Here is a 22151-nt window from a genome sequence, read left to right on the forward strand (position 1 = left end):
CTCTCTACAGGGTGCGGACGTAGCTGCGCAATGGCTCAACTGCAGCATGCCGGAGCGGTATCCGGGCAGGCACCGGAGGTACAAAAGCGGCTTTCTTTTGCCTACTTTTCTTTGCCGCTGCAAAGAAAAGTAGGTGCCGCCCCGCACAGGGGCAACGCATGAAGCACAGATACGAAATCGCGGATGCCAGCGAAAAATAAAAGCAAAAGACGAAAAGCGAAAAAGCCAGAATAGCGACTAGCGTCGCGGACAAAACAAAAAACCTTTAACGCCGTAGGGCAAGAACCCTAAACACAGAAACCAGGGGCCACCCGAGATTAACCCCAAGACTAGCGACAACAATAAGCACCATCCCAGCCATTTGAGCAACAGAAAGAGCGCGCCCATACACGATGGCATCGACGGCAATCGCCGTTAGCGGATAAACAAAAAGCAGCACAGCGATAACAGGCGTAGTGAGCTTAGGCAGTGCGCCATAGATGAGCACATAAGAAAGCCCGGTGTGCAACACGCCCATACCGATCAGCCAGAACCACTGCGAAGCCGCAATATGCTCCGCGCCGAGAGGCGCAATAAAAGGCAAACACACAACCCCAACAGCACATTGCGCAAGAGTCAACAAATGCGGCCGCAAATCGCCGAGACTTTTGGCAATGAGCGTAACGCTCGCATACAAAACAGAGCCAGCAAGCGCCTCTCCAATTCCGATCAGATAGCTCGTGTGCCCCTGCAGCGAACCCGCTGCCGCAACCCCTGACGCCAGCACGAGTCCCACGAACGCCGTCGCGATCCAGCCAAGCCGGTCCACACCCAGCCGCTCGTTGAACAGCGCCGCGCCGATCAACACGACCCAGAACGGCTGCACATGAAACACAACCGTCGCCACCGCGATGCTCGTGCGATGGATCGCATCGAAGAAACCGACCCACTGCGTGACCATCAGCACGCCCGAAATCGCCGCCAGCATCACCGTGCGACGCGTGAAATAGCGGCGCGCGAAATAACCCTTCCACGCGCAATACGCGGCCAGCGACAGAAAGCCGAACAGGCAGCGGAAAAACACCAGCGTCAGCGCACCCAGCCGCGCCTCCTCGACAAACACGCCGATCGTGCCCATCAGCAGGCCGCCGCTCGCGAGCGTGAGCGCGCCTTGCTGGCTTCGGCTGAGCGACAGAGACGACAAAGACATGACAGCACTTCCTCGATGGCGTTGAATACATCCGAGTATCCGTGCGTTGCCTTCGCGTCACAAACGAATAAAATTGAGAAATTCCATAAGCTGGATTGATGAATCATGCATCCCGAGTTCGATGTCGATTTGCTGCGCACCTTCGTCGCCGTCGTCGAGACGGGCAGCTTCACGAAGGCCGCCGTCACCGTGCATCGCTCGCAGGCGGCCGTCAGCATGCAGGTCAAGCGGCTCGAGCGAATGCTCGGCACGACGCTTTTTGCTCGCGATACGCGCAATCTGTCGCTGACGCGGCCTGGCAACACGCTGCTCGAATATGCGCGGCGCGTGATCGATCTGCACGAAGAAGCGTGGTCCGCGATCGTGCGGCCCGAAGTGACAGGGCGCGTCGTGCTCGGCGCGCCGGACGATTACGTGTCGTCGCTGCTGTCGCCTGTTTTGAGGCGCTTTTCGAATCTGTATCCGCATGTCGAGATCGAGATCGTCTGCGCGCAGAGCACGGCGCTCGCACCGATGCTCGCCGACAACAAGATCGACCTCGCGTTCGTCACGCGCGATCGCAAGCTGCGCGGCGAATTCGTGCGCAGCGAGCCGATGGTGTGGGCGGGCGCTTCCGTCGATACGCCCGTGCTCAACGTGTCGCCGTTGCCTGTCGGCTTGTACGAGCCGGGCTGCGTCGCGCGCACGAACACGCTCGCCGCGCTCGATCGCGCGCGCATCCGCTATCGCGCCGCGTACAGCAGCGCGAGTCTGAGCGGGCTGGTTGCGACCGTCGATGCCGGCCTCTCCGTGATCGCGCTCACGCGTTGCAGCGTGCCGTCGCGGCTCGCGATTCTCGGGGCCGAGCATGGATTGCCCGTGATCGAACCGCTCGATATCGTCGTCGCGCGCAGTGCGAAATCGGATCGCGCGACCTGCGACTATCTCGCCGCACAAATGGTGCAGGATCTGTCGATACGCGCTGCTACACGCGAGCCGCGCGAGGCCCGCGTCAGGGCCTGAACGATCGCATGCGGCGCTTACGTCATAACGCGAGTGGAGCAGGCCCGCGTTTTGCCGGGCGAGATCGCGTCTGATGAAAGCGCGAACGCACGCCGCATGCGCGTGTCGAAGCGACACAAACCGAACGTGTCCGGACGCGACGCGTTCCGGACATGTCGCGATGATCATCACGCATCGGACACATGACAGGAGGGCAGCCATGAAAACACGCATTCTTTCCGCCGCGCTACTCGCCACGGGTTTCATCGTGAGCAGCGCGAGCTTCGCGCAACTGAACCTGCAACAGTTCGGCATCGGCGGCAACAACTCGTCGGGTAATGCTGGCAATGCAGCTTCCTCGGGCGGAATCGGGCAACTGCTGCAAAACTACGTCGGCGCGAATCAGCAGGTGTTGAGCGGCCAGTCGAGCCTCGCGTCGGCGATGGGTCTGTCGAGCGCCGCGAGCCAGGCGCAGCAGGCGTCGGGACTGTTGAGCGGCGGCACGCCTTCCGTGAGCCAGTTGTCGCAGGTGGGCAACACGCAGCAGTCGTTGTCGCAGACCTTGACGCAGGCGTTCGCGAGCCGCGGCTCCGATTCGTCGACGCCCGTCGACAAGCAGGCCTTTACCAGCGGTCTCACGTCGCTCGGACAGGGTGTGAGCCAGTATTCGAGCCTGCAATCGAGCCTCGGCAGCATCGGGCAGATGAGTCCGTCGTCGCTGCTGCAATCGGGCATGAATCCGCAGTCGGCGCAGGCCGCGTCGTATATCGCGCAGTCCGCGCCGGGGCAGTTGCAATCGCTGGCGTCGACGTTGAGCGCGGCCGTGCAGTTCGCGACGAGTCATGGCATCAGCGTGCCGTCTATTGCGACGTCGGCGCTCAAAGGTTTCTGAACCGCGCGCTCCATTGCCGCGCCTTGCAATCCATCGTGCGCCGCAACGCGCGATGCGATGATCGCGCGCGCCCATTTCGCCGCTTGTAAATGGGCTTGCGCGCATGAGGGCATCGCGCACGACGCATGCCGTTGACGGTACGCTGTCGCTGCGAACCCTGCATTGCCCATACAACCACATGACCAGCGGGCAACACGACCCGCGACCACAGGAGCACCGGATGTCCAGCACTCTCGATCTCGATCGTTATTTCAGGCGTATCGGCTACACGGGGCCGCAAGCCGCGACCCTCGATGTGCTGCGCGATTTGCAACGCCTGCATCCGCTCTCCATCCCGTTCGAAAATCTCGATCCGCTGACGGGCCGCCGCGTTCATCTCGATCTGCCCGCCGTCGTCGACAAGCTGATCGAGCGGCGGCGCGGTGGCTACTGCTTCGAGCAGAACGGGCTGTTCGCGCATGTGCTGATGCAGCTCGGCTTCGACGTGACGCCGATGATCGCGCGCGTGCTGTGGGGCCGCGAGCCCGACGCGATCACGCCGCGCACGCACATGCTGCTGCGGGTGACCGTCGACGATCAGCCGTGGATCGCCGACGTCGGCTTCGGCGCCGTCACGCTGACGTCGCCGCTGCGCCTGCAGGCAGGCGTCGTGCAACAGACGACGCACGAGCCGTTCCGTCTCGTCGATGCGCCCGACGGTGCGTTCGATCTCGAAGTGCAATCGGGCGAGACGTGGCTCAAGACCTATCGCTTCGATCTGCAACGCGCCGAATGGGTCGATTTCGAAGTGTCGAACTGGTTCACGTCGGCGCATCCGACGTCGTTCTTCACGACGAGCCTTGTTTTGTGCCGCGTGACGCCGGAAGGGCGGCTCGCGATGTTCAACGACAGGCTGACTGCGCGTTCGAAGGATGGCGAAGCGATCGAGCGTCGTATCGAAAGCGCGCACGAACTCGAAACCTGTCTACGCGACACGTTCCTGATCGAGCTTGGCGATATCGACGTCGCGGACATTTACCGGCGCGTGTCGACGGAAGGCTCGGTGTCATAGGTCAACCATGATCGCGCGGCTCATCATCCAGACGGTGTTGTGGCTCGCGGGCATGGGCGCCGTGCTGTTCGGCGCGGCGGGCACGCTCGCGTGGCCAGGCGCGTGGTGGTACCTGTGCGAAATGGGCTTGCTGGGTCTGTGGATCGGCGTGTGGCTCGCGCGCTACGATCCTGCGCTGCTTGCCGAGCGGCTCGGTTCTTTTGTCCAGCGCGAACAGAGCGCGTGGGACAAGTTCTTTATGGCGTGCGTTGCAGTCGCCTGGTGTGCATGGCTGGTTCTTATGGGACTCGATGCCGTGCGCTTTCATTGGACGTCGATATCCCCATCACTGCAAGTTGTCGGCGTGCTTGCTATTCTCGTCAGCATGGTTGCGATGCGTGCGGTTTTTCGCGCGAACAGCTATGCCGCGCCTGTCGTGAAGATTCAGGCCGAACGCGGGCATAAGGTGAGTGACAGCGGTCCGTATGCTTATGTGCGGCATCCGATGTATGCGTGGGCCATTCTTTTTCTTTTGGGCACGCCGTTGGTGCTTGGATCGTGGGTTGGTTTTTTTTGCGTGCCGGTTTTGGTTGCTGGGCTTGGTTATCGCGCTGTGCTTGAAGAGCGCATGCTCTGCGAGCGGCTTGAAGGGTACGCTGAGTATGCTGCGCGGGTGAAGTATCGGTTTGTGCCTTATTTGTGGTGATTTTTTCGTTTTGTCTGCGACGCTAGTCGCTGTTCTGGTTTTTGCTTTTGGGTGGCATCCGCGAATTCGTATCGGTTTGCATGCGTTGCCCCTGTGCGGGGCGGCACCTACTTTTCTTTGCAGCGGCAAAGAAAAGTAGGTGCCGCCCCGCACAGGGGCAACGCAAGAAGCACCGCTACGAATTCGCGGATGCCACACAGGGGGCAACGCACGAAGCACCAAAAAGAATTCGCGGATGCCACACAGGAGCAACGCCTGAAGTGCAGATACGAAATCACGGATGCCAGCAAAAAAAGACACCAACACCGAGAAACCCAGAATAGCAACTAGCGTCGCAGACAAAACCCCTTTTTCATGGAAAGCACATGGCAAAGAACACAATCGCGGACTACCTTGCAAAAACCCTGGCCGCCGCAGGCGTCAAACGAATCTGGGGCGTTACAGGCGACAGCCTGAACGGCCTGGCATTCAGCCTCGACCAGGTCGGTTCGATCCGCTGGATGCACACACGCCACGAAGAGGCAGCCGCCTTCGCAGCAGGCGCCGACGCTGCCTCGAGCGGCCAGCTCGCGGTCTGCGCGGGCAGCTGCGGCCCTGGCAACCTGCACCTGATCAACGGTCTTTACGACTGTCACCGCAACCAGCAACCCGTGCTGGCAATCGCAGCACACATTCCGTCGACGGAAATCGGCCTCGGCTACTTCCAGGAAACGCATCCAACAGAAGTCTTCAAGGAATGCAGCCATTTCGCGGAACTGGTCGTCAACGCGTCGCAGTTTCCGCGCGTGCTCGAACGCGCGATGCGCACAGCCATCGAGCAGCGCGGCGTCGCGGTGATCGTGCTGCCCGGCGATATCGCGCTCAGCGAAGGGCCGTCGCAACCGCCCGTGTGGAATCCCACGGCGCCGTCCGCGATCCTGCCGCCCGATAGCGAACTCGCGAAACTCGCGACCATGCTCAACGACTGCGAAGCGGTCACGATCATGTGCGGCAGCGGCGTCGCAGGCGCGCACGACGAAGTCGTGAAACTCGCCGATACGCTCGGCGCGCCCGTCGTCCACGCGCTGCGCGGCAAGCAGTTCATCGAGTACGACAATCCGTTCGACGTCGGTATGACGGGCCTGATCGGCTTCAGCTCCGGCTATCACGCGATGATGTCGTGCGACGTGCTGCTATTGCTCGGCTGCGATTTTCCGTACCGGCCGTTCTATCCGCCCGAAGCGAAGGTCGTGCAGATCGACTGGAAAGGCTCGCAACTCGGCAAGCGCGCGCCGCTCGCAATGGGCCTCGTCGGCACCGTGAAGGAGACCGTCGCGGCGCTACTGCCGAAGCTCAAGCGCAAGGACGATCGTACGTTCGTCGATATGGCCACGGCGCACTACGAAGAAGCGCGCCGCGATCTCGACGAACTCGCAACGCCGTCCGATCCCGGTGCGCCGATTCATCCGCAATACCTGACGCGAATCATCGACGAATCCGCGACTGAGGATGCGATCTTCACCGCCGACGTCGGCACGCCGACGCTATGGGCCGCGCGCTATCTGACAATGAACGGCAAGCGGCAGTTGCACGGCTCGTTCAATCATGGATCGATGGCCAACGCGATGCCGCAGGCGCTCGGCGCGCAGGCGGCGCATCCGGGGCGGCAAGTGGTGTCGCTGTCGGGCGACGGCGGCCTGTCGATGCTGCTCGGCGATCTGCTCACCGCGCGTCAGCTGGATCTGCCCATCAAGGTCGTCGTGTTCAACAACAGCCTGCTCGGGTTCGTGTCGATGGAACTGAAGGCGGGCGGCTATCTCGACACCAACGTCGATCTGAGCAAGACCGATTTTGCGCAGATCGCGAAAGGTGCGGGCATTTTTTCGATTCGCGTCGAGGATTCGGAAGAACTGCCCGGTGCATTGAAGGAAGCGTTCGCGCATCAGGGGTCGGCGCTCGTCGATGTCGTCACCTCGAAGCACGAACTCGCGATGCCGCCGACCATCGAGCTGTCGCAGGCCAAGGGCTTCAGCCTCTACATGTTGCGCGCGATTCTCAACGGACGCGGCGATGAAATCGTCGAGCTGGTGAAAACCAATTTGCGCTAAACGACCATGCGGCGCGCTTCGCCAGTCGATGCGCGCCGCATTGCAATGCGGCAACAGCCATTGCAGTCTCGTTCCAAAGGTCTATAACAGAAGCAGCAGTGCGGACCTTCTTTGCGCGGCCGATAGTCAAACCATCAAAAACCGGCGTTTTTCGCGCCGCGCTGCGCCGCCCGACAGACTCGGGCGCTTGAGCCAATCAATCGCATGCACAATAAGGGCACGCTGCAGCGTGGGTGGCTGCGGCGCGCGATGTCGCGCTTGCGGATATCGGTCGAAACGATGCAGATGACGCAGGCGCTGATGGGCGTCCGGCGAATCGCAATGCCAGGCGTGGCGATTCGTCTGCATGGAAGGAGTTCGACATGAAGATCCTGACGGCGTTACCCCTGGCGGGCGCATTGCTGATGGCCATCCCTGCCGCGACATGGGCAGACGATATGGCGCAGAGCAATGAGCCTTCGAAGGCCATGATGCAGAACAATGCCAACGCATCGGCGCAGGCCACGACGGATATGTCGTATGGCGGCGCGACGGATACGCGCAGCTCATCGGGCTTGCCGATGCAGCACTCGCGCAATTGCTCGACAGGGCCGCAGTGCAACATCTATTTCGGCAACTGAGCAGATCGGCTGCAACATGAAAAACGGCGCGCCTCGTGGGCGCGCCGCGTCGTTTTTGCTGCATGCGTATTACTTACTGCTGCTGCGCGTGCTTCGCAGCGTCTTCGATCACGGCCGCCACCTGCTGCGGACGCGATTCGTAGACCGAGTGGCTCGCACCCGGAATCACGGTAGTGTGGCTATGCGCGCGCTCGTAGTACCAGCGCTCCAGATCGGGATTGATGATCTGGTCGGCGCCCGCGACGATGCCCCAGCTCGGCTTGGTCGTCCATGCGGCGGCCGTCAGCGGTTGCGAGAACACCTTCGCGGCCGTCAGCATCTGCGAACGCGCTTCGAATTGCGCCTGTTTCAGCGGCAGATCGGCGGCGAAATCTTTCGGGAATACGGACGGATTCAGATACGTGTAACCGTCGCCCGTCTTTTCGACCGCGCCCGGCTGCTTCGACGTATAGCTCGGTTTGCCTTTGCCGAGTGCAGCTTCGTCTTCGCCGACATTCGGTGCGTGCGCGGCGACATACACGAGACCAACTACGTGCGAATCGACGCCGGCTTCCGTGATCACGGAGCCGCCGTAGCTGTGACCGACGAGAATGGCCGGGCCGTCCTGCAGATCGAGCACGCGTTTCGTCGCAGCGACGTCGTCGTCGAGTGATGTCAGCGGTTCCTGCACGACGCTGACGTGATAACCATCTTTGGTGAGGATGTCGTAGACGGGCTTCCAGCCCGAACCGTCGACCCATGCGCCATGCACGAGAACGATGTTCCTGACGGGCGCGTGCGCCGCCTGGGTGTCTTGCGCCATCGCACCGGAAGAAGCGAGAAGACCGGTCGACAAGGCAAGGGCCGCGGCGATGTACAGCGAACTTTTCACAAGAGACTCCGTAAATCAGATACAGGAAACAGACCAGAATGCGATGCGGGCACGACCCTGCGCGTGACAGCGGCGGCGCAGGGTCAGTTGCGCGCCATTAGCTGCCGAAGAAAATGTTGCAGTAGCTGACGGGGCCGACGCACGTGTCGTGGCTCATCGCGCTGCGAGCCGGCTTGCCCGACGACATGGACGTTTGCGCGACACCGCCGACTGCATCGTTCGTCAGCTTGTTACCGTCTTGCGCGGCGACCTTCGCTTCCGCTGCCTGGATGTCGGCGGGGTAGTTGACGTCTTCGCCAACGGCCGGCTGATACCCCGCCTTCTCGAGGCGAACCAGATCGGCGCGGACTTCGGCCCGCGTGACGGGAGCATTCGATTGCGCGAAGCTCAGAGCGGGGGCGGCGAGTGCACCAGCGGCAACTGCGAGGCAAACAAAGATCTTCTTCATGATGTAACTCCAGATGTGTGTGTTCAGACTTCCGATCCGCTCGAACATGGAGCCGAATAAGGTTCGGCATCCTGAATAAACCGCGTTCAATCTGAACGGGCGGGTTAGCTAAAAAACGTCGTTAAAGCTGCTGCATGAACTGCTGTCGTAAAGCTGTCTGGTCTTGCCCTGCTTGTGAATCTGTTTCGTTTTCGCTTGCTACATTGAGGCAAACACAGCGACGTCGAACTTCATTCCCGGCTAGCCAAACTTTTTTTCTTGCGTGAATCTGGGCCTTCAGATCGGCCCGCCGAATGTTCTTCATCAGATCGGCCAGCCAATGCACGTAATGTAGTGCGGCGGCGTCTCGCGCTCCAGCCGTACATCCGCACGAGCGATGACCTACTATCGTTGAATCATCAGAACCTTCGGATGACGCGAGCGCCACGCGTTCATTCCGCCGTCTGACGCGATGCCGCTGCGCAGATGAGCCGATCACGCCGAAGGTTCTCGCGGCCCATACCAACGTATGAACCGGAAGTCTCATGAAAGCTGGCTTTCATCGCTGCAAGCATGGACGGCTCCGAGCTGCTTCATCCCAATCCGGTGCACGATTGGCACGCAATTCGCCAACCTGTCTAGTCAGCTGCACCGTCCTGGCGCAGCTTTAACGACCGCTCGTGCGGGCCAGAAGGGCGTTGAAAGCCCCTTGGCGTAAGGGCATACCCGAACAATTCAATTATTTTCGGGAATTTCAGTTGCGATCATTTTTGACCTCATGCAGACTTGTCTATACATGTCCGGCGCGCTACGAGCGAAGGGACCCGTTCAGACGAAAAGGAGATTCGACGTGAAGGTGAAGAAGGCAGACCGCACTATGTTGTCGAAGGTAATGATGGGCGTGGTCCTGACGGCCACGGCGCTCGCCGGCGCGCCCGCTCAGGCGAAGGAATGGAAGAGCGTGACGATCGCGCTGGAAGGCGGCTACGCGCCGTGGAATCTCACGTTGCCGGGCGGCAAGCTGGGCGGCTTCGAGCCCGAGCTGGTTGCGAACCTGTGCCAGCGCATCAAGCTGCAGTGCAACCTGGTTGCACAAGACTGGGACGGCATGATCCCCGGCCTGCAGGCTGGCAAGTTCGACGTGTTGATGGACGCGATCTCCATCACGCCGGAACGCGAGAAGATCATCGCGTTCTCGCGCCCGTACGCTGCGACGCCCGCGACGTTTGCCGTCTCCGACACGAAGATCCTGCCGAAGGCCGCGGCGGGTGCACCCGTCGTCAAGCTGACGGGCGACGCGAAGACGGACCAGCCGACCGTCGACGGACTGCGCAAGCAGCTGAAGGGCAAGACGATCGGCATCCAGTCGGGCACGGTCTACACGAAATTCATCAACGACGGCTTCAAGGACATCGCGACGATCCGCGTCTACAAGACCTCGCCGGAACGTGATCTCGATCTGGCGAATGGTCGCATCGACGCATCGTTCGACGACGTGACCTACTACGCAGCCAATGCTGACAAGAAGGAATCGGCGCAGATCTCGATGGCAGGACCGAAGATCGGCGGCCCGATCTGGGGTCCGGGCGAAGGCCTCGCGTTCCGCAAGCAGGACGCGGACCTGAAGGCGAAGTTCGACACGGCCATCGCCGATGCACTGAAAGACGGCACCGTTAAGAAGCTCTCCGACAAGTGGTTCAAGACCGACGTCACGCCTTGATCGACCGCCGTATGCGCGCGCGGAAAATCGCGCGCGCCTGACTTGTTTTGAACGACCCGCGAAAGCAGGGATGAGGAGTAAGCCATGGCTCTGATCGAGACGCTCGGCTTCGGGCAGGAAGGCTGGGGCGGCGTGTTGCTGCTCGCGGCATTGATGACCATCGCGTTGACGCTCGCGGCGCTCGCAGTCGGCGCCGTGTTCGGCGCGATCATCGCGGCGGCGAAGCTGTCGCGCTTTCGCACGGCGCGCGTGCTCGGCGATCTGTACACGACGGTGTTTCGCGGTGTGCCGGAACTGCTCGTCATCTATCTGTTTTACTTCGGCGGTTCGACGCTCGTGACGACGGTCGGCCAATGGTTCGGCGCCGAAGGCTTCGTCGGCGTGCCGCCGTTCGTGATCGGCGCGCTGGCGGTCGGCATGATCTCGGGCGCGTATCAGGCCGAGGTGTATCGCTCGGCGGTGCTCGCGGTATCGAAGGGTGAACTCGAAGCGGCGCGTTCCATCGGCATGCCGACCATGACGATGGCCCGCCGCATTCTTATTCCGCAAGTGCTGCGTTTCGCGCTGCCCGGCATCGGCAACGTGTGGCAGCTGAGCCTCAAAGACTCCGCGCTGATCTCGGTGACGGGTCTCGCGGAACTGCTGCGCGCAAGCCAGATCGCAGCAGGTTCGACGCATCAGTACTTCCTGTTCTTCGTTGTTGGCGGCGCGTTGTATCTGGTGATGACGGTCTTCTCGAACCGCGTCTTCAACCACGCTGAAGCACGCGTGGCCCGATCCTTCCGGCGCAACTTCGCGCGCAACTGACGACGGAGCGCCACCATGTCTTTCGATTTCGACTTTCTGTTCGACACGCTGCGCCAGTTGCTCGGGGCTGTGCCGACCACGTTGGGCCTGTTCTTTTCTTCGCTGGTGCTGGGCGGCCTGCTGTCGCTCGTGATCGTTACGATGCGCGTGTCGCCGCACTGGCTGCCCAATCGCTTTGCGCGTGCGTACATTCTCGTGTTTCGCGGCTCGCCGCTGCTGATCCAGATGTTTCTCGTCTACTACGGGCTCGGCCAGTTCGGCGTGATCCGCGAGAGCTTTCTGTGGCCCGTGCTGCGCGAGCCGTATGTGTGCGCGGTGCTGTCGCTGGCCCTTTGTACTGCGGGCTATACGGCGGAAATCATTCGCGGCGGTCTGATGGCCGTGCCCGTCGGTCAGATCGAAGCGGGCTATTCGATCGGCCTGTCGGGTTTCTCGCTTCTGCGCCGCATCATCGGTCCGATTGCATTGCGTCAGTGTTTGCCCGCGTATTCGACGGAAGCGGTGTTGCTCGTCAAGTCGACGGCACTCGCGAGTCTCGTCACCGTGTGGGAAGTGACGGGCGTCGCGCAGCAGATCATCCAGCAGACGTATCGCACGACGGAAGTGTTCATCTGCGCCGCGCTGATCTATCTGTTCCTGAACTTTGTCATCGTGCGTCTGCTTGGTTTGCTCGAACGGCGTCTGTCGCAGCATCTCCGCGCGATGCCTGTGAACGCCGCGCCGCGCGCGATTCCGTCCGCCACCGAAGCACGTCGTGCCGCACCCTGACGGCCCATTCCGGAGAATCTCATGAACGCTACGGCACCCGTTGCACTGTCGGTCCATAACATCCACAAGTCGTTCGGCGACCATCACGTGCTGAAGGGCATTTCGCTCGACGCGCACGAAGGCGACGTCATTTCGATTCTCGGCGCAAGCGGCTCGGGCAAGAGCACGTTCCTGCGCTGTCTGAATCTGCTCGAAACGCCGGACGACGGCAGCGTCGCGCTCGCGGGCGAGACGTTGAAGATGAAGCGCCGCAAGGACGGCAAGCTGCAACCGGACGATCGCAAGCAGGTCGATCGCATCCGCTCGCAACTCGGCATGGTGTTTCAGAACTTCAATCTGTGGTCGCACATGACGGTGCTCGAGAACCTGATCGAAGGTCCGATGCGCGTGCAAAAGCGCAGCCGCGCCGAAGCCGTCGAAGAAGCGGAAGCACTGCTCGCGAAAGTGGGTCTCGCTGAAAAGCGCGGGCATTATCCGGCGCATCTGTCGGGTGGCCAGCAGCAGCGCGTTGCGATTGCGCGTGCGCTCGCGATGCATCCGAAAGTGATGCTGTTCGACGAGCCGACTTCCGCGCTCGATCCCGAACTCGTCGGCGAAGTGCTGCGCGTGATGCGCTCGCTTGCCGAAGAAGGACGCACGATGCTGGTCGTCACGCACGAAATGGGCTTTGCACGGCATGTGTCGAATCGCGTGATGTTCCTGCATCAAGGGCAGACGGAATGCGACGGCACGCCCGACGAAGTGTTCGGCGAACTCAAGTCCGACCGATTCAGGCAGTTCGTGTCGAGCCATCATTCGCGCACGACGAACTGACGCAACCGAAACAACTGAAGCAACCGAGCCAAGCAGCACACGTCACGAGAAAGGCAACATCATGGCTGTCATCCGAACCGAGCGTCCCCTGAACTGGCGCGAACTGGCCGCGGTTGCGGCCGGCGAGCCGCTCGTCTTGTCCGAAGCCGCGCGCGCACGTGTCACGGCGGCGCGCGTGCTGGTCGAGCAGATCGTCGAGCGCGGCATTCGCGCGTATGGCGTGAATACGGGTGTCGGCGCGCTGTGCGATGTGATCGTGTCGCCGTCGGAGCAGCGCGCGCTGTCGCGCAACATTCTGATGAGCCATGCGGTCGGTGTCGGCGCGGCGCTCGGCGTCGCGGAAACGCGCGCGATCATGGCGGCCGCCGTCAACAACTTCGCGCATGGACATTCGGGCGTGCGGCTCGAGATCGTAGATCAGCTCGTCGCGTTGCTCGATGCAGGTTATATCCCCGAAGTGCCCGCGTTCGGTTCTGTGGGTTATCTGAGCCATATGGCGCATATCGCGCTGGTGTGCATCGGCGAAGGTCATGTGCGCCACGGCAGCGAACGGATCAGCGGACGCGATGCACTGAGACAGCTCGGACGTGAACCGCTCGTGCTCGAAGCGAAGGAAGGTCTGAGCCTCATCAACGGTACGCCGTGCGTGACGGGACTTGCAGCGCTCGCGTTGGCGCGCGCCGAACGCGTGCTCGACTGGACCGATGCAATTGCCGCGATGAGCTTCGAAAATCTGCGCGGCCAACTCGCTGCATTCGATCCCGATTCACTCGCATTGCGCGTGTCACCAGGGTTGAATCTCGTCGGTGAACGCATGCGTAACGCGCTTGCCGAGAGCGGGATTCTTGCATCGGTGGTCGGGCAGCGCACGCAGGACCCGCTGTCGATGCGCACGATTCCGCACGTGCACGGCGCGGCGCGCGACGTGCTCGATGCAACCGCCGAAGTTGTGAATCGCGAACTCGCGTCGATCACCGACAACCCGATCGTCGCGGGCACGCCGGATGCGCCGCGTGTGTATTCGCAAGCGCATGCAGTGGGCGCCTCGATCGCACTCGCGATGGACAGTCTCGCGACAGCCATCGCGCAGGTCGCAGCGATGGCCGAACGGCGTCTCGACCGGCTCGTCAATCCGCTTGTGAGCGGCTTGCCCGCGTTTCTCGCGGAGCCGGGCGGCACGTGTTCCGGCTTCATGATCGCGCAGTACACGGCGGCATCGCTCGTCGCGCAGAACCGGCGCCTCGCCGCGCCCGCGAGTCTGGATGGCGGCATCACGTCGGGCTTGCAGGAAGATCATCTGTGTCACGCGACGCCCGCCGCGCTGAAGGCGCTGGAGATCGTCGACAACACGGGCCGCATCGTCGCGATCGAACTGCTGGCCGCCGCGCAGGCGTACGACCTGCAACCCGTCGATGCGCCGCGCGCGCCGCATACGGACGGGTTGTGGCGTCGCGTGCGCGCGATCGTGCCGACGTATCGCGACGATCGTCCGCTCGCCGACGACATGGCCGCTGCGTTCCGCATGATCGGCGAAGCCGCGCCACCGTTGCCGCCTGCGTCGGGCAACGTGCCGTCAGCGACCACGCACGGCGATCATGCGGGCTTCGCCGCGCATGCCGCGAACGATCCGACAGGCGCTGCACAGCAAGCGCCGCAATCGGCTGCATAAGGAATGTGTGCAACCCACGAGGCCGACGCAAACATGACGATAAACGGGCACATGGAGACTACCGAACATCATTCCGCCGGCGCACGCACGACGCCGGGCAAGGCGATGCCCGCGTACGAGCAGATCAAGCGCTATGTGATCGCGCAGATTGAAGAGGGCGTGTGGAAACCGGGCGGACTGATTCCTTCGGAAGCGGAACTGGTTAAGGAATTCGGCGTCGCGCGCATGACAGTGTCGCGTGCGCTGCGTGAATTGACGACGGAACGCGTGCTCACGCGCGTGCAAGGCTCGGGCACGTATGTCGCGCCGCAACGGTATGAATCGACGGTGCTCGAAATCCGCAACATCGCCGATGAAATCGCCGCGCGCGGTCATCGGCATTCGGCGCGCGTGCTGACACTCGAATCAAGCGACGATCCGCTCGCACTCGATGCGCTGGTGCTCACCAAAGGTCCTGTGTTCCACTCGCGCATCGTGCACAACGAAGAGAGCGAGCCGATCCAGTATGAAGACCGTTATGTGAATCCGCGCGTGTTTCCTGATTATCTGAATCAGGACTTCACGATCGAAACGCCGAATCACTACATGGTGCGTCTCGCGCCGATCCAGCGCGCCGAGTTTCGCATCTACGCGCAGAAGCCGAACGCACACGTGCGCCGTCACTTGATGATGGAGATCGGCGAACCTTGCCTGATGCTGCAGCGTCGGACGTGGGTCGGCGAACATGTCGCGACGTCGGTACAGCTGTGGCATCCGGCGTCACGGTTTCATCTGGCCGGGAACGTCTAGCGTTATTTATCCCTGCCGCTGCGATGTATCCGGCACGAACCGGCATCCCAGCCGGTACCTCGTGCCCGGATGCACGAAGCGCGCGAACGTCACCGCGACACCGCTCGTCCACGTGCGGCGCATCAGCGTGAGGCACGGTTCTTCGGGTGCGATCTGCAACAGTTCGGCTTCCGCGCGACTCGGCAGACCGGCATCGACGACATGCTCGACATCGTGTGCGGGCACGACGCTGAACAGATATTCCGAAGGGCGTATCGTCGAAAAATCCTGTTCGATGAAATCCGGCGCGATGGCGGGATTCACGTAACGGTCTTCGAGTTGCACGGGCAAGCCATTCTCGCGATGCACGCAGATCACATGGAACACCGACGCCCCCGGCGGTAGCCCTAACGCATTCGACACATTGACGGGCGCCACTTCGCGTTGCGACAGCACGGTCTGATAGCTGTATTCGTGGCCGCGCGAGCGGATCTCGTCGCCGATATGCGCGATCATCAGCAGCGTGGATTGCGGCTTGGTTTCAGCGACGAACGTGCCGACACCCGACACGCGCGTCAACAGTCCTTCATGCGTGAGTTCGCGCAACGCGCGGTTCACCGTCATTCTCGACACGCCAAGCGATTCGACGAGATCGAGTTCCGATGGAATGCGATCGCCGGCGCGGCGTTCGCCTGATTCGATCGTGTTGCGGATGTACTGCTTGACCTGTTCGTAGCGCGCGGCGGGTTGCGCTCCGTCTGCTGTGTCCGCCGTCATGTCACGCACACTCGGCCCGCGTGGCTTGCGCGGCTTGCGTGTTTCCGCAAGCGCTCGCGTGCGTAGCTTGTCGCGGATGACGGGAGCGGGCATCGGTGCGCTGCGTCAGTGGAGGCGGGCGCTCATACCGGGTCCGCGCTGTCCGCGCCGCGTGACCAGAACGCGTTGCGGTCGAAGTAGTTTTGCAGGAACTGCCGTAGACGCGGCTGGTTCGCATCGTGAAAGACATCCTGCGGCTTGCCTTGCACAGCGATACGTCCCTGATCGATGAACACGACTTTATCGGCGACCTGCGCGGCGAAACCCATTTCATGCGTGACGACGGCCATTGTCATGCCGTCGCGCGCAAGCTGCTTCATCACCTGCAGCACTTCGCCGACGAGTTCCGGATCGAGCGCGGAAGTGGGCTCGTCGAAGAGCATGATGTGCGGTTCCATCGCGAGCGCGCGTGCAATCGCCACGCGCTGCTGCTGACCGCCCGAGAGTTTCGCCGGATACGCATCGCCCTTGTGCGCAAGACCCACGGTTTCGAGCATCGCATTGGCGCGTTGCTTCGCCTCGTCGCGCGACAGATTGCGCACGCGGAGCAGCGCTTCCATCACGTTGCCGAGCGCCGTCATATGCGGCCACAGATTGAACTGCTGAAACACCATGCCGACGTTGCGGCGCACGCGGTTAATCTCGCCCTGCGACGAACGCACGCGTTTGCCGTTGCGCTCCGTATAGCCGAGCAGCTCGCCTTCGATACGCACGTCGCCCTGATCGTACGTTTCCAAAGCGGCGAGGCAGCGCAGCAGCGTGCTCTTGCCCGAGCCCGACGGTCCGATGATGCAGACCACTTCCGAGCGGTTGATGTCGAGATCGACGCCGCGCAGCACTTCGTTGTCGCCGAAGCGCTTGCGCAGATCGCGTACTTCGATCAGCGGTGCCCGGCTGGTTTGCATCGACGCGAGAGTGGAAGAAGCGGGCATGTCGACGGGTGCATTCATGATGATTTCCGGTCACGCTTGCGGTTGACGTTCGCGCCTCAGGCCATGAAGCGGGCGATGCGCGCTTCCGCCCACATGCCGGCGCGCGACGTGAGCTCGACGAGCGCGAGATAGCACACGCACAAAACAAGCAGCGTTTCGACGAACGCGAAGGTGGCCGAGCCGATGCCCGTCAGCACGAACGTGAGTTCGGGCACGGTGACGATCGACAGCACGGCTGTTTCCTTGCTGAGCACGATGATCAGGTTAGTGAGTGCGGGCACGATCAGCACGAGCATCTGCGGCACCTGAATGCGCAGCACGGCTTGCCAGCGTGTGAGCCCAAGACACGACGCGGCTTCGAGATGACCGCGCGGGATCGATTGAAAACCGGAGCGGAACGCTTCCGCGAAATAGGCGCTGCCATACAGGCCGAGACCGAGCACACCGGCGGTCAACGGTTCGAGCGTGAGGCCGATGGACGGTCCGCCGTAGTAGAGCAGAAAGAGCTGCACGAGAAACGGCGTGCCGCGAAACAGCTCGATATACACGCGCAGAATGCCGCGCGCCCAGCGTCCGCAAAAGAGCTGCAGCACGGCGATCAGGAAGCCGATCAGCAGGCCGATCACGACGCCGACGATCCACGTGCCGAGCGTCGTCGCGAGACCGGCTGCGATCGGCTGCAGATTGTGCGTAATGACGGTGGGATCGAATTGCTGCATCGTGCCGTCCTCAGGTGTGCATCAGCCGATGTTCGGCGGCGTGCGCAACGAGTGCCAGCGCGCCGCAGATCACGAAGTAGATGAGGCCCGCCGCGAGATACGCTTCGAGCGGCCGGTAGGTGCTGGCCGCGATGTTCTGCGCAGTGCGCGTAATCTCGGCCACGCCGACTACCGAAATCAGCGACGACGCCTTGATCAATAGCACCATTTCGTTGACGAGCGATGGCAGCGTCATGCGGAACGCTTGCGGCACCTGAATGCGACGCAGCATGTCGATGGGGGAAAGACCCAGCATGCGCGCGGCTTCCATCTGTCCGGGCGGAATGTTCATGAAGCCGCCGCGCAGAATTTCCGCGATATACGAAGCGGAACACAGCGACACCGTGCTGATCGCGGCAACGATGGGCGACACGTTGATGCCGACAAACGGCAGCAGGTAATAGACGAGCAGCAGTTGCACGAGCATCGGCACGCCGCGAAAGAAGAACACGTATGCGCCGCCGAAGCGTTGCGCAAACCCATTCGACGACAGCCGCGCCGAGCACACGCCGATCCCGACGAAGAAGCCGATCACGAGTCCCGTCAGCGAAATGCCGATGGTCGCGAGCGCGGCTTGGAGCAGCAGCGGAAAACCTTGAGCGAAAACGTGGGCGCTGAACATGGCCTGTTGCCTGCAGGAGAGGACATGCAGACGGCGCGCTGCGCAAATGGACTTGCGCAGCCGCCGCGCGAATCAGGGCATCAGTAGTTGGGCGTGGGCATCGTAGTGGGCGCGTCCATCGCGACGCCGAACCACTTCTTCTGCAAGGACGCGAGACGGCCGTCGTTGTGCATCTTCACGATCGCGGCGTTGAACGCATCGGCGAGCGGTTTGCTGTCCGCGTCTTTGCGCAGGCAGTACGCGAAGTACACCTTCGCGCCGAACGGCGGCGTGACGACGGCGAATGTCTCGGGACGCTGCTTCGCGACGTACGCGATGTTCGTCATCGAGTTGGCGACGGCGGCGATGCGGCCCGCTGCGAGGTCCGCATATGCCTGGTTGTTGTCGACGTATTCGCGCACTTCGGGCTGCTTCGGCAGCGTGGCGATGTAGGCCTTCAGCTGATCGAGCTGTGCCGAACCTTTACCCGCACCGACCGTTTTGCCGACGACATCCGACGATTGCTTGATGGACGTATCGTTCGCACGCTTGAGGAACGCGTCGGTGGCATCGGCGACGGGCAGCGTGTACGTGTAGCGTTCCATGCGCGCCTTCGTCACGGTGAGCGGGCCGCCGACCATATCGAACTTGCCCGCTTCGAGGCCGGGCAGCACGCTCGGCCAGGGCAGATCGATGAAGCGCACCTTCACGCCGAGTTCTTTGCCGACTTCGGCGAACAGGTCCTTGTTGAAGCCTGCCTGCTGGCCGTTCTCGAGAAAGTCGAACGGCGCGAACTGCATTTCCGTGCCGACGACAAGCTCGCCCGCTTTCTTGACCTTCGCGAGTTGGTCTTCCGCGTGTGCGCTGACGCTGGCAACGGATGCGGCGGCGCAGAACGCCACCATCGCGAGACGACACTTCCAGCCTGCAAAGATACCCATTGAGATTCTCCCGTTGGCAAAGCGGTGCCGCGCTCGACATGGCAGGGGCGCGAGTCATGCGAGGCAGTATATACCGCTGGTTTTGCGCGAAAAAAATAATCGCATGCTGTCAAACCCTAATGTTGCGGGCACTCTCTGTGCAGAAGAATGAATGCGGGTGCAACGCAACTTGCGATTGCGCTTTTGGCGGTATATACAACGTGAAACTCTCGACGATCCGCGTGCGATGAAGAAGTGCGTGTGCATCGAATCGTCAGGTCAATCGTTCTCATATGAAGGAGTCTCGCGATGCCGGCAACGAGCGCATCTACTACGGCGGCCACGACGCGCATTCCCATCATCGATCTGGCCGGCGTGCGCAGCGGCGACCGAGATGCGCTCGCACGCGCGGGCCGCGAAATACGCGATGCGTGCACGACGATCGGCTTCTTCTACATCGTCAATCATGGCGTGCCGCAAGCGGCCATCGATCGCGCGGAACAGGCGGCGCGCAAGTTCTTTGCGTATCCCGTCGAAACGAAGCGGCGCGCGGCCGTGAATCACCGGCATCGCGGCTTCAATGCGCTCGGCGATGCGACGATGTATCAGGCGAAGCGTCCTGACTACAAGGAGTTCTACAGCATCGGTCTCGAGTTGCCCGAGGACGATCCCGATGTGCTCGCAGGACAGGCGCTGCGTGGGCCGAACAACTGGCCGGATTTCATGCCCGAGTTGCAGCCCGCGTTGTACGGCTATTACGAGGAAGTGGGCGCGTGCGGCGCGGATCTGTTGCGCGCGGTGGCGACGGGTCTCGGCGTGAGCGAAGATTTTTTTGCGTCGCGCTACACGAAGCGCATGCAGCGCACGCAGATGGTCTACTATCCGCCGCAGCCGCCGCAATCGGATGAAGAGCAGTTCGGCGTCGCGCCGCATACCGACTACGGCTGCATCACGCTGTTGTGGCAGGATCGCGTGGGCGGCCTGCAGGTGCGCGAGATCGCGAACGATACGTGGATCGAGGCGCCGCCCATCGAGGGCAGCTTCGTCGTGAATGTCGGCGATCTGCTGGCGCGCTGGACGAACGATCGCTTCCGTTCGACGCTGCATCGCGTGATCAACGCATCGGGCCGGGAGCGCTATTCGATCGCGACGTTCTACGATCCGACGTACACGTCGACCGTCGATCCGCGCGATCTGGGCACGGCGGATGGCGACAGCAAGTACGAACCCGTCGCGGCGGGCGACTATATTCTGGGTCGCATCAACAGTTCTATGGGCTACCGGAAGAAGCTGGCGACAGCGCAAGGAACGACATAAGGAACCGCATGACATTGAACGAAGGCGCAACGCTTGCATCCACCTTGGCCGCGTTGCGCGAAGCATTGGGCGACGACGCCGTGCGTGTCGGCGATGAAATCGGCGAGCGTTCGATGACGGACTGGACGCGTCACGAACCGACACGTCCCGCTGCATTGCTGCTGCCGCGCACGACGGAACAGGTCGCACGCGCTCTGATGATCTGCAATGACGCGCGCCAGAGTGTGGTGCCGCAAGGCGGCATGACAGGGCTCGCAGGCGGCGCGATTGCGCGTGCATCCGATATCGCGTTGTCGCTGGATCGGCTTGCGGGCGTCGAGGAAATCGACAGCGCGGCGGCGACCATTACGGTGCGTGCAGGCACCACGCTGCAAACCGCGCAGGAAGCTGCGGCGCAAGCGGGCTTCGAACTCGCGCTCGATCTCGGCGCGCGCGGCTCGTGCCAGATCGGCGGCAATCTCGCGACGAACGCGGGCGGTAATCGTGTGATTCAATCGGGCACAGCGCGCGATCAGGTGCTCGGCCTCGAAGTCGTGCTCGCGAACGGCGCGGTGTTGAGTTCGCTGAACAAGATGGTGAAGAACAATACGGGCTATGACCTGAAGCACTGGTTCATTGGTTCGGAAGGCACGCTCGGCGTGATCACGCGCGCGGTGCTGAAATTGCAGCCGCAGCGTGCGTCGCGCCACACGGCGCTTGTTGCATTGAATGACTACGAGCAGGCGGTGAATCTGCTGCGTCGACTCTCGACGCGCTTCGGCAACGACATCGGCGCGTTCGAAATCATGTGGCCTGATTTCTTCGATTTCGGCGTGAAGCTGACGGGCGCGCGTTCGCCTTTCAACGAAGCGCATCCGTTGTACGCGCTGATCGAACACGCGAGCTTCGATGCCGATGACGACGGTTCGCGCTTCGCCAACGTGCTCAATGACGCACTCGACGAAACCGCGATCCGCGATGCCGTGATCGCACAATCCGTTGCCGATACGCGCGCGCTGTGGGCGATCCGCGAATGCACGGCGGAATTCCCCGTGAAGCTCGATCCGATCAACTTCGACGTGAGCTTGCCGATCGGCGAGATCGGCGCGTTCGTCGATCGTTGCCGCGTGGCGCTTGATCGCACATGGCCGGGCAACGAATCGTACTTCTTCGGCCATATCGGCGATTCGAATTTGCATGTGACCGTCGACGGACATTCCGTGCCCGGCGTCGATCATCACGACGTATATGCACTCGTCTATGAAATGCTCGCGCCGCTGCGCGGATCGGTATCGGCGGAGCATGGCATCGGGTCGCTCAAGCGCGAGTTTCTGCCCGTATCGCGCTCGCCGGAAGAACTCGCCGTGATGAAGGCGATCAAGCATGCGCTCGATCCGAACGGCATCCTGAATCCGGGGAAACTGTTCTAGCGTTGGTGCGTTCGTCATGAATGCCGTGGCATTCATGACGAACTGTCACG

The 22151-nt window shown here is 62.1% G+C and carries 22 protein-coding genes; 14 read left to right on the forward strand and 8 right to left on the reverse strand.

Going from position 1 to position 22151, the window contains the following annotated elements; genetic code table 11:
* Nucleotides 1-265: 265 nt before the first annotated feature.
* Nucleotides 266-1174, reverse strand: a complete 909-nt coding sequence (locus QEN71_RS07680) for a DMT family transporter (protein WP_201658747.1) — start codon at nucleotides 1172-1174, stop codon at nucleotides 266-268.
* 120 nt (nucleotides 1175-1294) lie between these two features.
* Between QEN71_RS07680 and QEN71_RS07685 the strand changes: the two genes are divergently transcribed.
* From QEN71_RS07685 to QEN71_RS07710, 6 genes are all read left to right on the forward strand, one after another.
* Entirely contained in the window at nucleotides 1295-2191 is an 897-nt protein-coding gene (locus QEN71_RS07685) for a LysR family transcriptional regulator (protein WP_201658687.1), read from the forward strand.
* A gap of 199 nt (nucleotides 2192-2390) precedes the next feature.
* Nucleotides 2391-3062 (forward strand): hypothetical protein, encoded by a 672-nt coding sequence (locus QEN71_RS07690; RefSeq protein ID WP_201658684.1) that lies wholly within the window; start codon nucleotides 2391-2393, stop codon nucleotides 3060-3062.
* A 220-nt stretch (nucleotides 3063-3282) separates the two neighbouring features.
* Complete coding sequence (locus tag QEN71_RS07695) at nucleotides 3283-4113, forward strand: arylamine N-acetyltransferase family protein (RefSeq protein ID WP_201658681.1); 831 nt, start codon at nucleotides 3283-3285, stop codon at nucleotides 4111-4113.
* A gap of 7 nt (nucleotides 4114-4120) precedes the next feature.
* A complete protein-coding gene (locus QEN71_RS07700; RefSeq protein ID WP_201658678.1) occupies nucleotides 4121-4798 on the forward strand; it encodes a methyltransferase family protein in 678 nt (225 codons plus the stop codon).
* A 365-nt stretch (nucleotides 4799-5163) separates the two neighbouring features.
* A complete protein-coding gene (poxB, locus tag QEN71_RS07705; protein WP_201658675.1) occupies nucleotides 5164-6885 on the forward strand; it encodes a ubiquinone-dependent pyruvate dehydrogenase in 1722 nt (573 codons plus the stop codon).
* A 362-nt stretch (nucleotides 6886-7247) separates the two neighbouring features.
* Complete coding sequence (locus tag QEN71_RS07710) at nucleotides 7248-7505, forward strand: hypothetical protein (RefSeq protein ID WP_201658672.1); 258 nt, start codon at nucleotides 7248-7250, stop codon at nucleotides 7503-7505.
* Nucleotides 7506-7578: 73 nt separating this feature from the next.
* Here the strand turns inward: QEN71_RS07710 and QEN71_RS07715 are convergent, their stop codons facing one another.
* Both QEN71_RS07715 and QEN71_RS07720 read right to left on the reverse strand, forming a co-directional pair.
* Nucleotides 7579-8376 (reverse strand): alpha/beta hydrolase, encoded by a 798-nt coding sequence (locus QEN71_RS07715; RefSeq protein ID WP_201658668.1) that lies wholly within the window; start codon nucleotides 8374-8376, stop codon nucleotides 7579-7581.
* A 97-nt stretch (nucleotides 8377-8473) separates the two neighbouring features.
* Nucleotides 8474-8824 (reverse strand): DUF4148 domain-containing protein, encoded by a 351-nt coding sequence (locus QEN71_RS07720; protein WP_201658665.1) that lies wholly within the window; start codon nucleotides 8822-8824, stop codon nucleotides 8474-8476.
* A gap of 856 nt (nucleotides 8825-9680) precedes the next feature.
* Here QEN71_RS07720 and QEN71_RS07725 point away from each other — a divergent pair.
* The 6 genes from QEN71_RS07725 to hutC (QEN71_RS07750) all read left to right on the forward strand — a co-directional run bounded on the left by QEN71_RS07725 (nucleotide 9681) and on the right by hutC (QEN71_RS07750) (nucleotide 15369).
* Nucleotides 9681-10523, forward strand: coding sequence for a transporter substrate-binding domain-containing protein (locus QEN71_RS07725; protein ID WP_201658744.1), 843 nt, complete (start codon nucleotides 9681-9683; stop codon nucleotides 10521-10523).
* An 84-nt stretch (nucleotides 10524-10607) separates the two neighbouring features.
* Nucleotides 10608-11330 (forward strand): ABC transporter permease, encoded by a 723-nt coding sequence (locus QEN71_RS07730; protein WP_201658662.1) that lies wholly within the window; start codon nucleotides 10608-10610, stop codon nucleotides 11328-11330.
* 15 nt (nucleotides 11331-11345) lie between these two features.
* Nucleotides 11346-12098 (forward strand): ABC transporter permease, encoded by a 753-nt coding sequence (locus tag QEN71_RS07735; RefSeq protein WP_201658659.1) that lies wholly within the window; start codon nucleotides 11346-11348, stop codon nucleotides 12096-12098.
* A 21-nt stretch (nucleotides 12099-12119) separates the two neighbouring features.
* Nucleotides 12120-12911, forward strand: a complete 792-nt coding sequence (locus QEN71_RS07740; RefSeq protein WP_201658656.1) for an ABC transporter ATP-binding protein — start codon at nucleotides 12120-12122, stop codon at nucleotides 12909-12911.
* A gap of 61 nt (nucleotides 12912-12972) precedes the next feature.
* Entirely contained in the window at nucleotides 12973-14580 is a 1608-nt protein-coding gene (locus tag QEN71_RS07745) for an HAL/PAL/TAL family ammonia-lyase (RefSeq protein ID WP_201658652.1), read from the forward strand.
* A gap of 33 nt (nucleotides 14581-14613) precedes the next feature.
* Nucleotides 14614-15369: a histidine utilization repressor gene (gene hutC / locus QEN71_RS07750; protein WP_201658649.1), complete on the forward strand. Its 756-nt coding sequence runs from the start codon at nucleotides 14614-14616 to the stop codon at nucleotides 15367-15369.
* A 6-nt stretch (nucleotides 15370-15375) separates the two neighbouring features.
* Here hutC (QEN71_RS07750) and hutC (QEN71_RS07755) read toward each other — a convergent pair whose 3' ends face one another.
* The 5 genes from hutC (QEN71_RS07755) to QEN71_RS07775 form a co-directional block, all read right to left on the reverse strand.
* Entirely contained in the window at nucleotides 15376-16125 is a 750-nt protein-coding gene (gene hutC / locus QEN71_RS07755) for a histidine utilization repressor (protein WP_223962714.1), read from the reverse strand.
* A 122-nt stretch (nucleotides 16126-16247) separates the two neighbouring features.
* Entirely contained in the window at nucleotides 16248-17114 is an 867-nt protein-coding gene (locus QEN71_RS07760) for an amino acid ABC transporter ATP-binding protein (RefSeq protein ID WP_290370865.1), read from the reverse strand.
* 38 nt (nucleotides 17115-17152) lie between these two features.
* Entirely contained in the window at nucleotides 17153-17815 is a 663-nt protein-coding gene (locus QEN71_RS07765) for an amino acid ABC transporter permease (protein ID WP_201658646.1), read from the reverse strand.
* A 10-nt stretch (nucleotides 17816-17825) separates the two neighbouring features.
* A complete protein-coding gene (locus tag QEN71_RS07770; RefSeq protein ID WP_201658643.1) occupies nucleotides 17826-18476 on the reverse strand; it encodes an amino acid ABC transporter permease in 651 nt (216 codons plus the stop codon).
* Nucleotides 18477-18556: 80 nt separating this feature from the next.
* Nucleotides 18557-19396: a transporter substrate-binding domain-containing protein gene (locus tag QEN71_RS07775; RefSeq protein WP_201658640.1), complete on the reverse strand. Its 840-nt coding sequence runs from the start codon at nucleotides 19394-19396 to the stop codon at nucleotides 18557-18559.
* 288 nt (nucleotides 19397-19684) lie between these two features.
* Here QEN71_RS07775 and QEN71_RS07780 point away from each other — a divergent pair, with 288 nt between their 5' ends.
* Nucleotides 19685-20692, forward strand: coding sequence for an isopenicillin N synthase family dioxygenase (locus QEN71_RS07780; RefSeq protein ID WP_201658638.1), 1008 nt, complete (start codon nucleotides 19685-19687; stop codon nucleotides 20690-20692).
* Between the two features lie 8 nt (nucleotides 20693-20700).
* The gene (locus tag QEN71_RS07785; RefSeq protein WP_201658633.1) at nucleotides 20701-22101 is read left to right on the forward strand and encodes an FAD-binding oxidoreductase; all 1401 of its coding nucleotides are present in this window, start codon (nucleotides 20701-20703) and stop codon (nucleotides 22099-22101) included.
* Nucleotides 22102-22151 lie beyond the last annotated feature (50 nt).

This window comes from Paraburkholderia sabiae, assembly GCF_030412785.1.
In the GTDB taxonomy this organism is placed as follows: domain Bacteria; phylum Pseudomonadota; class Gammaproteobacteria; order Burkholderiales; family Burkholderiaceae; genus Paraburkholderia; species Paraburkholderia sabiae.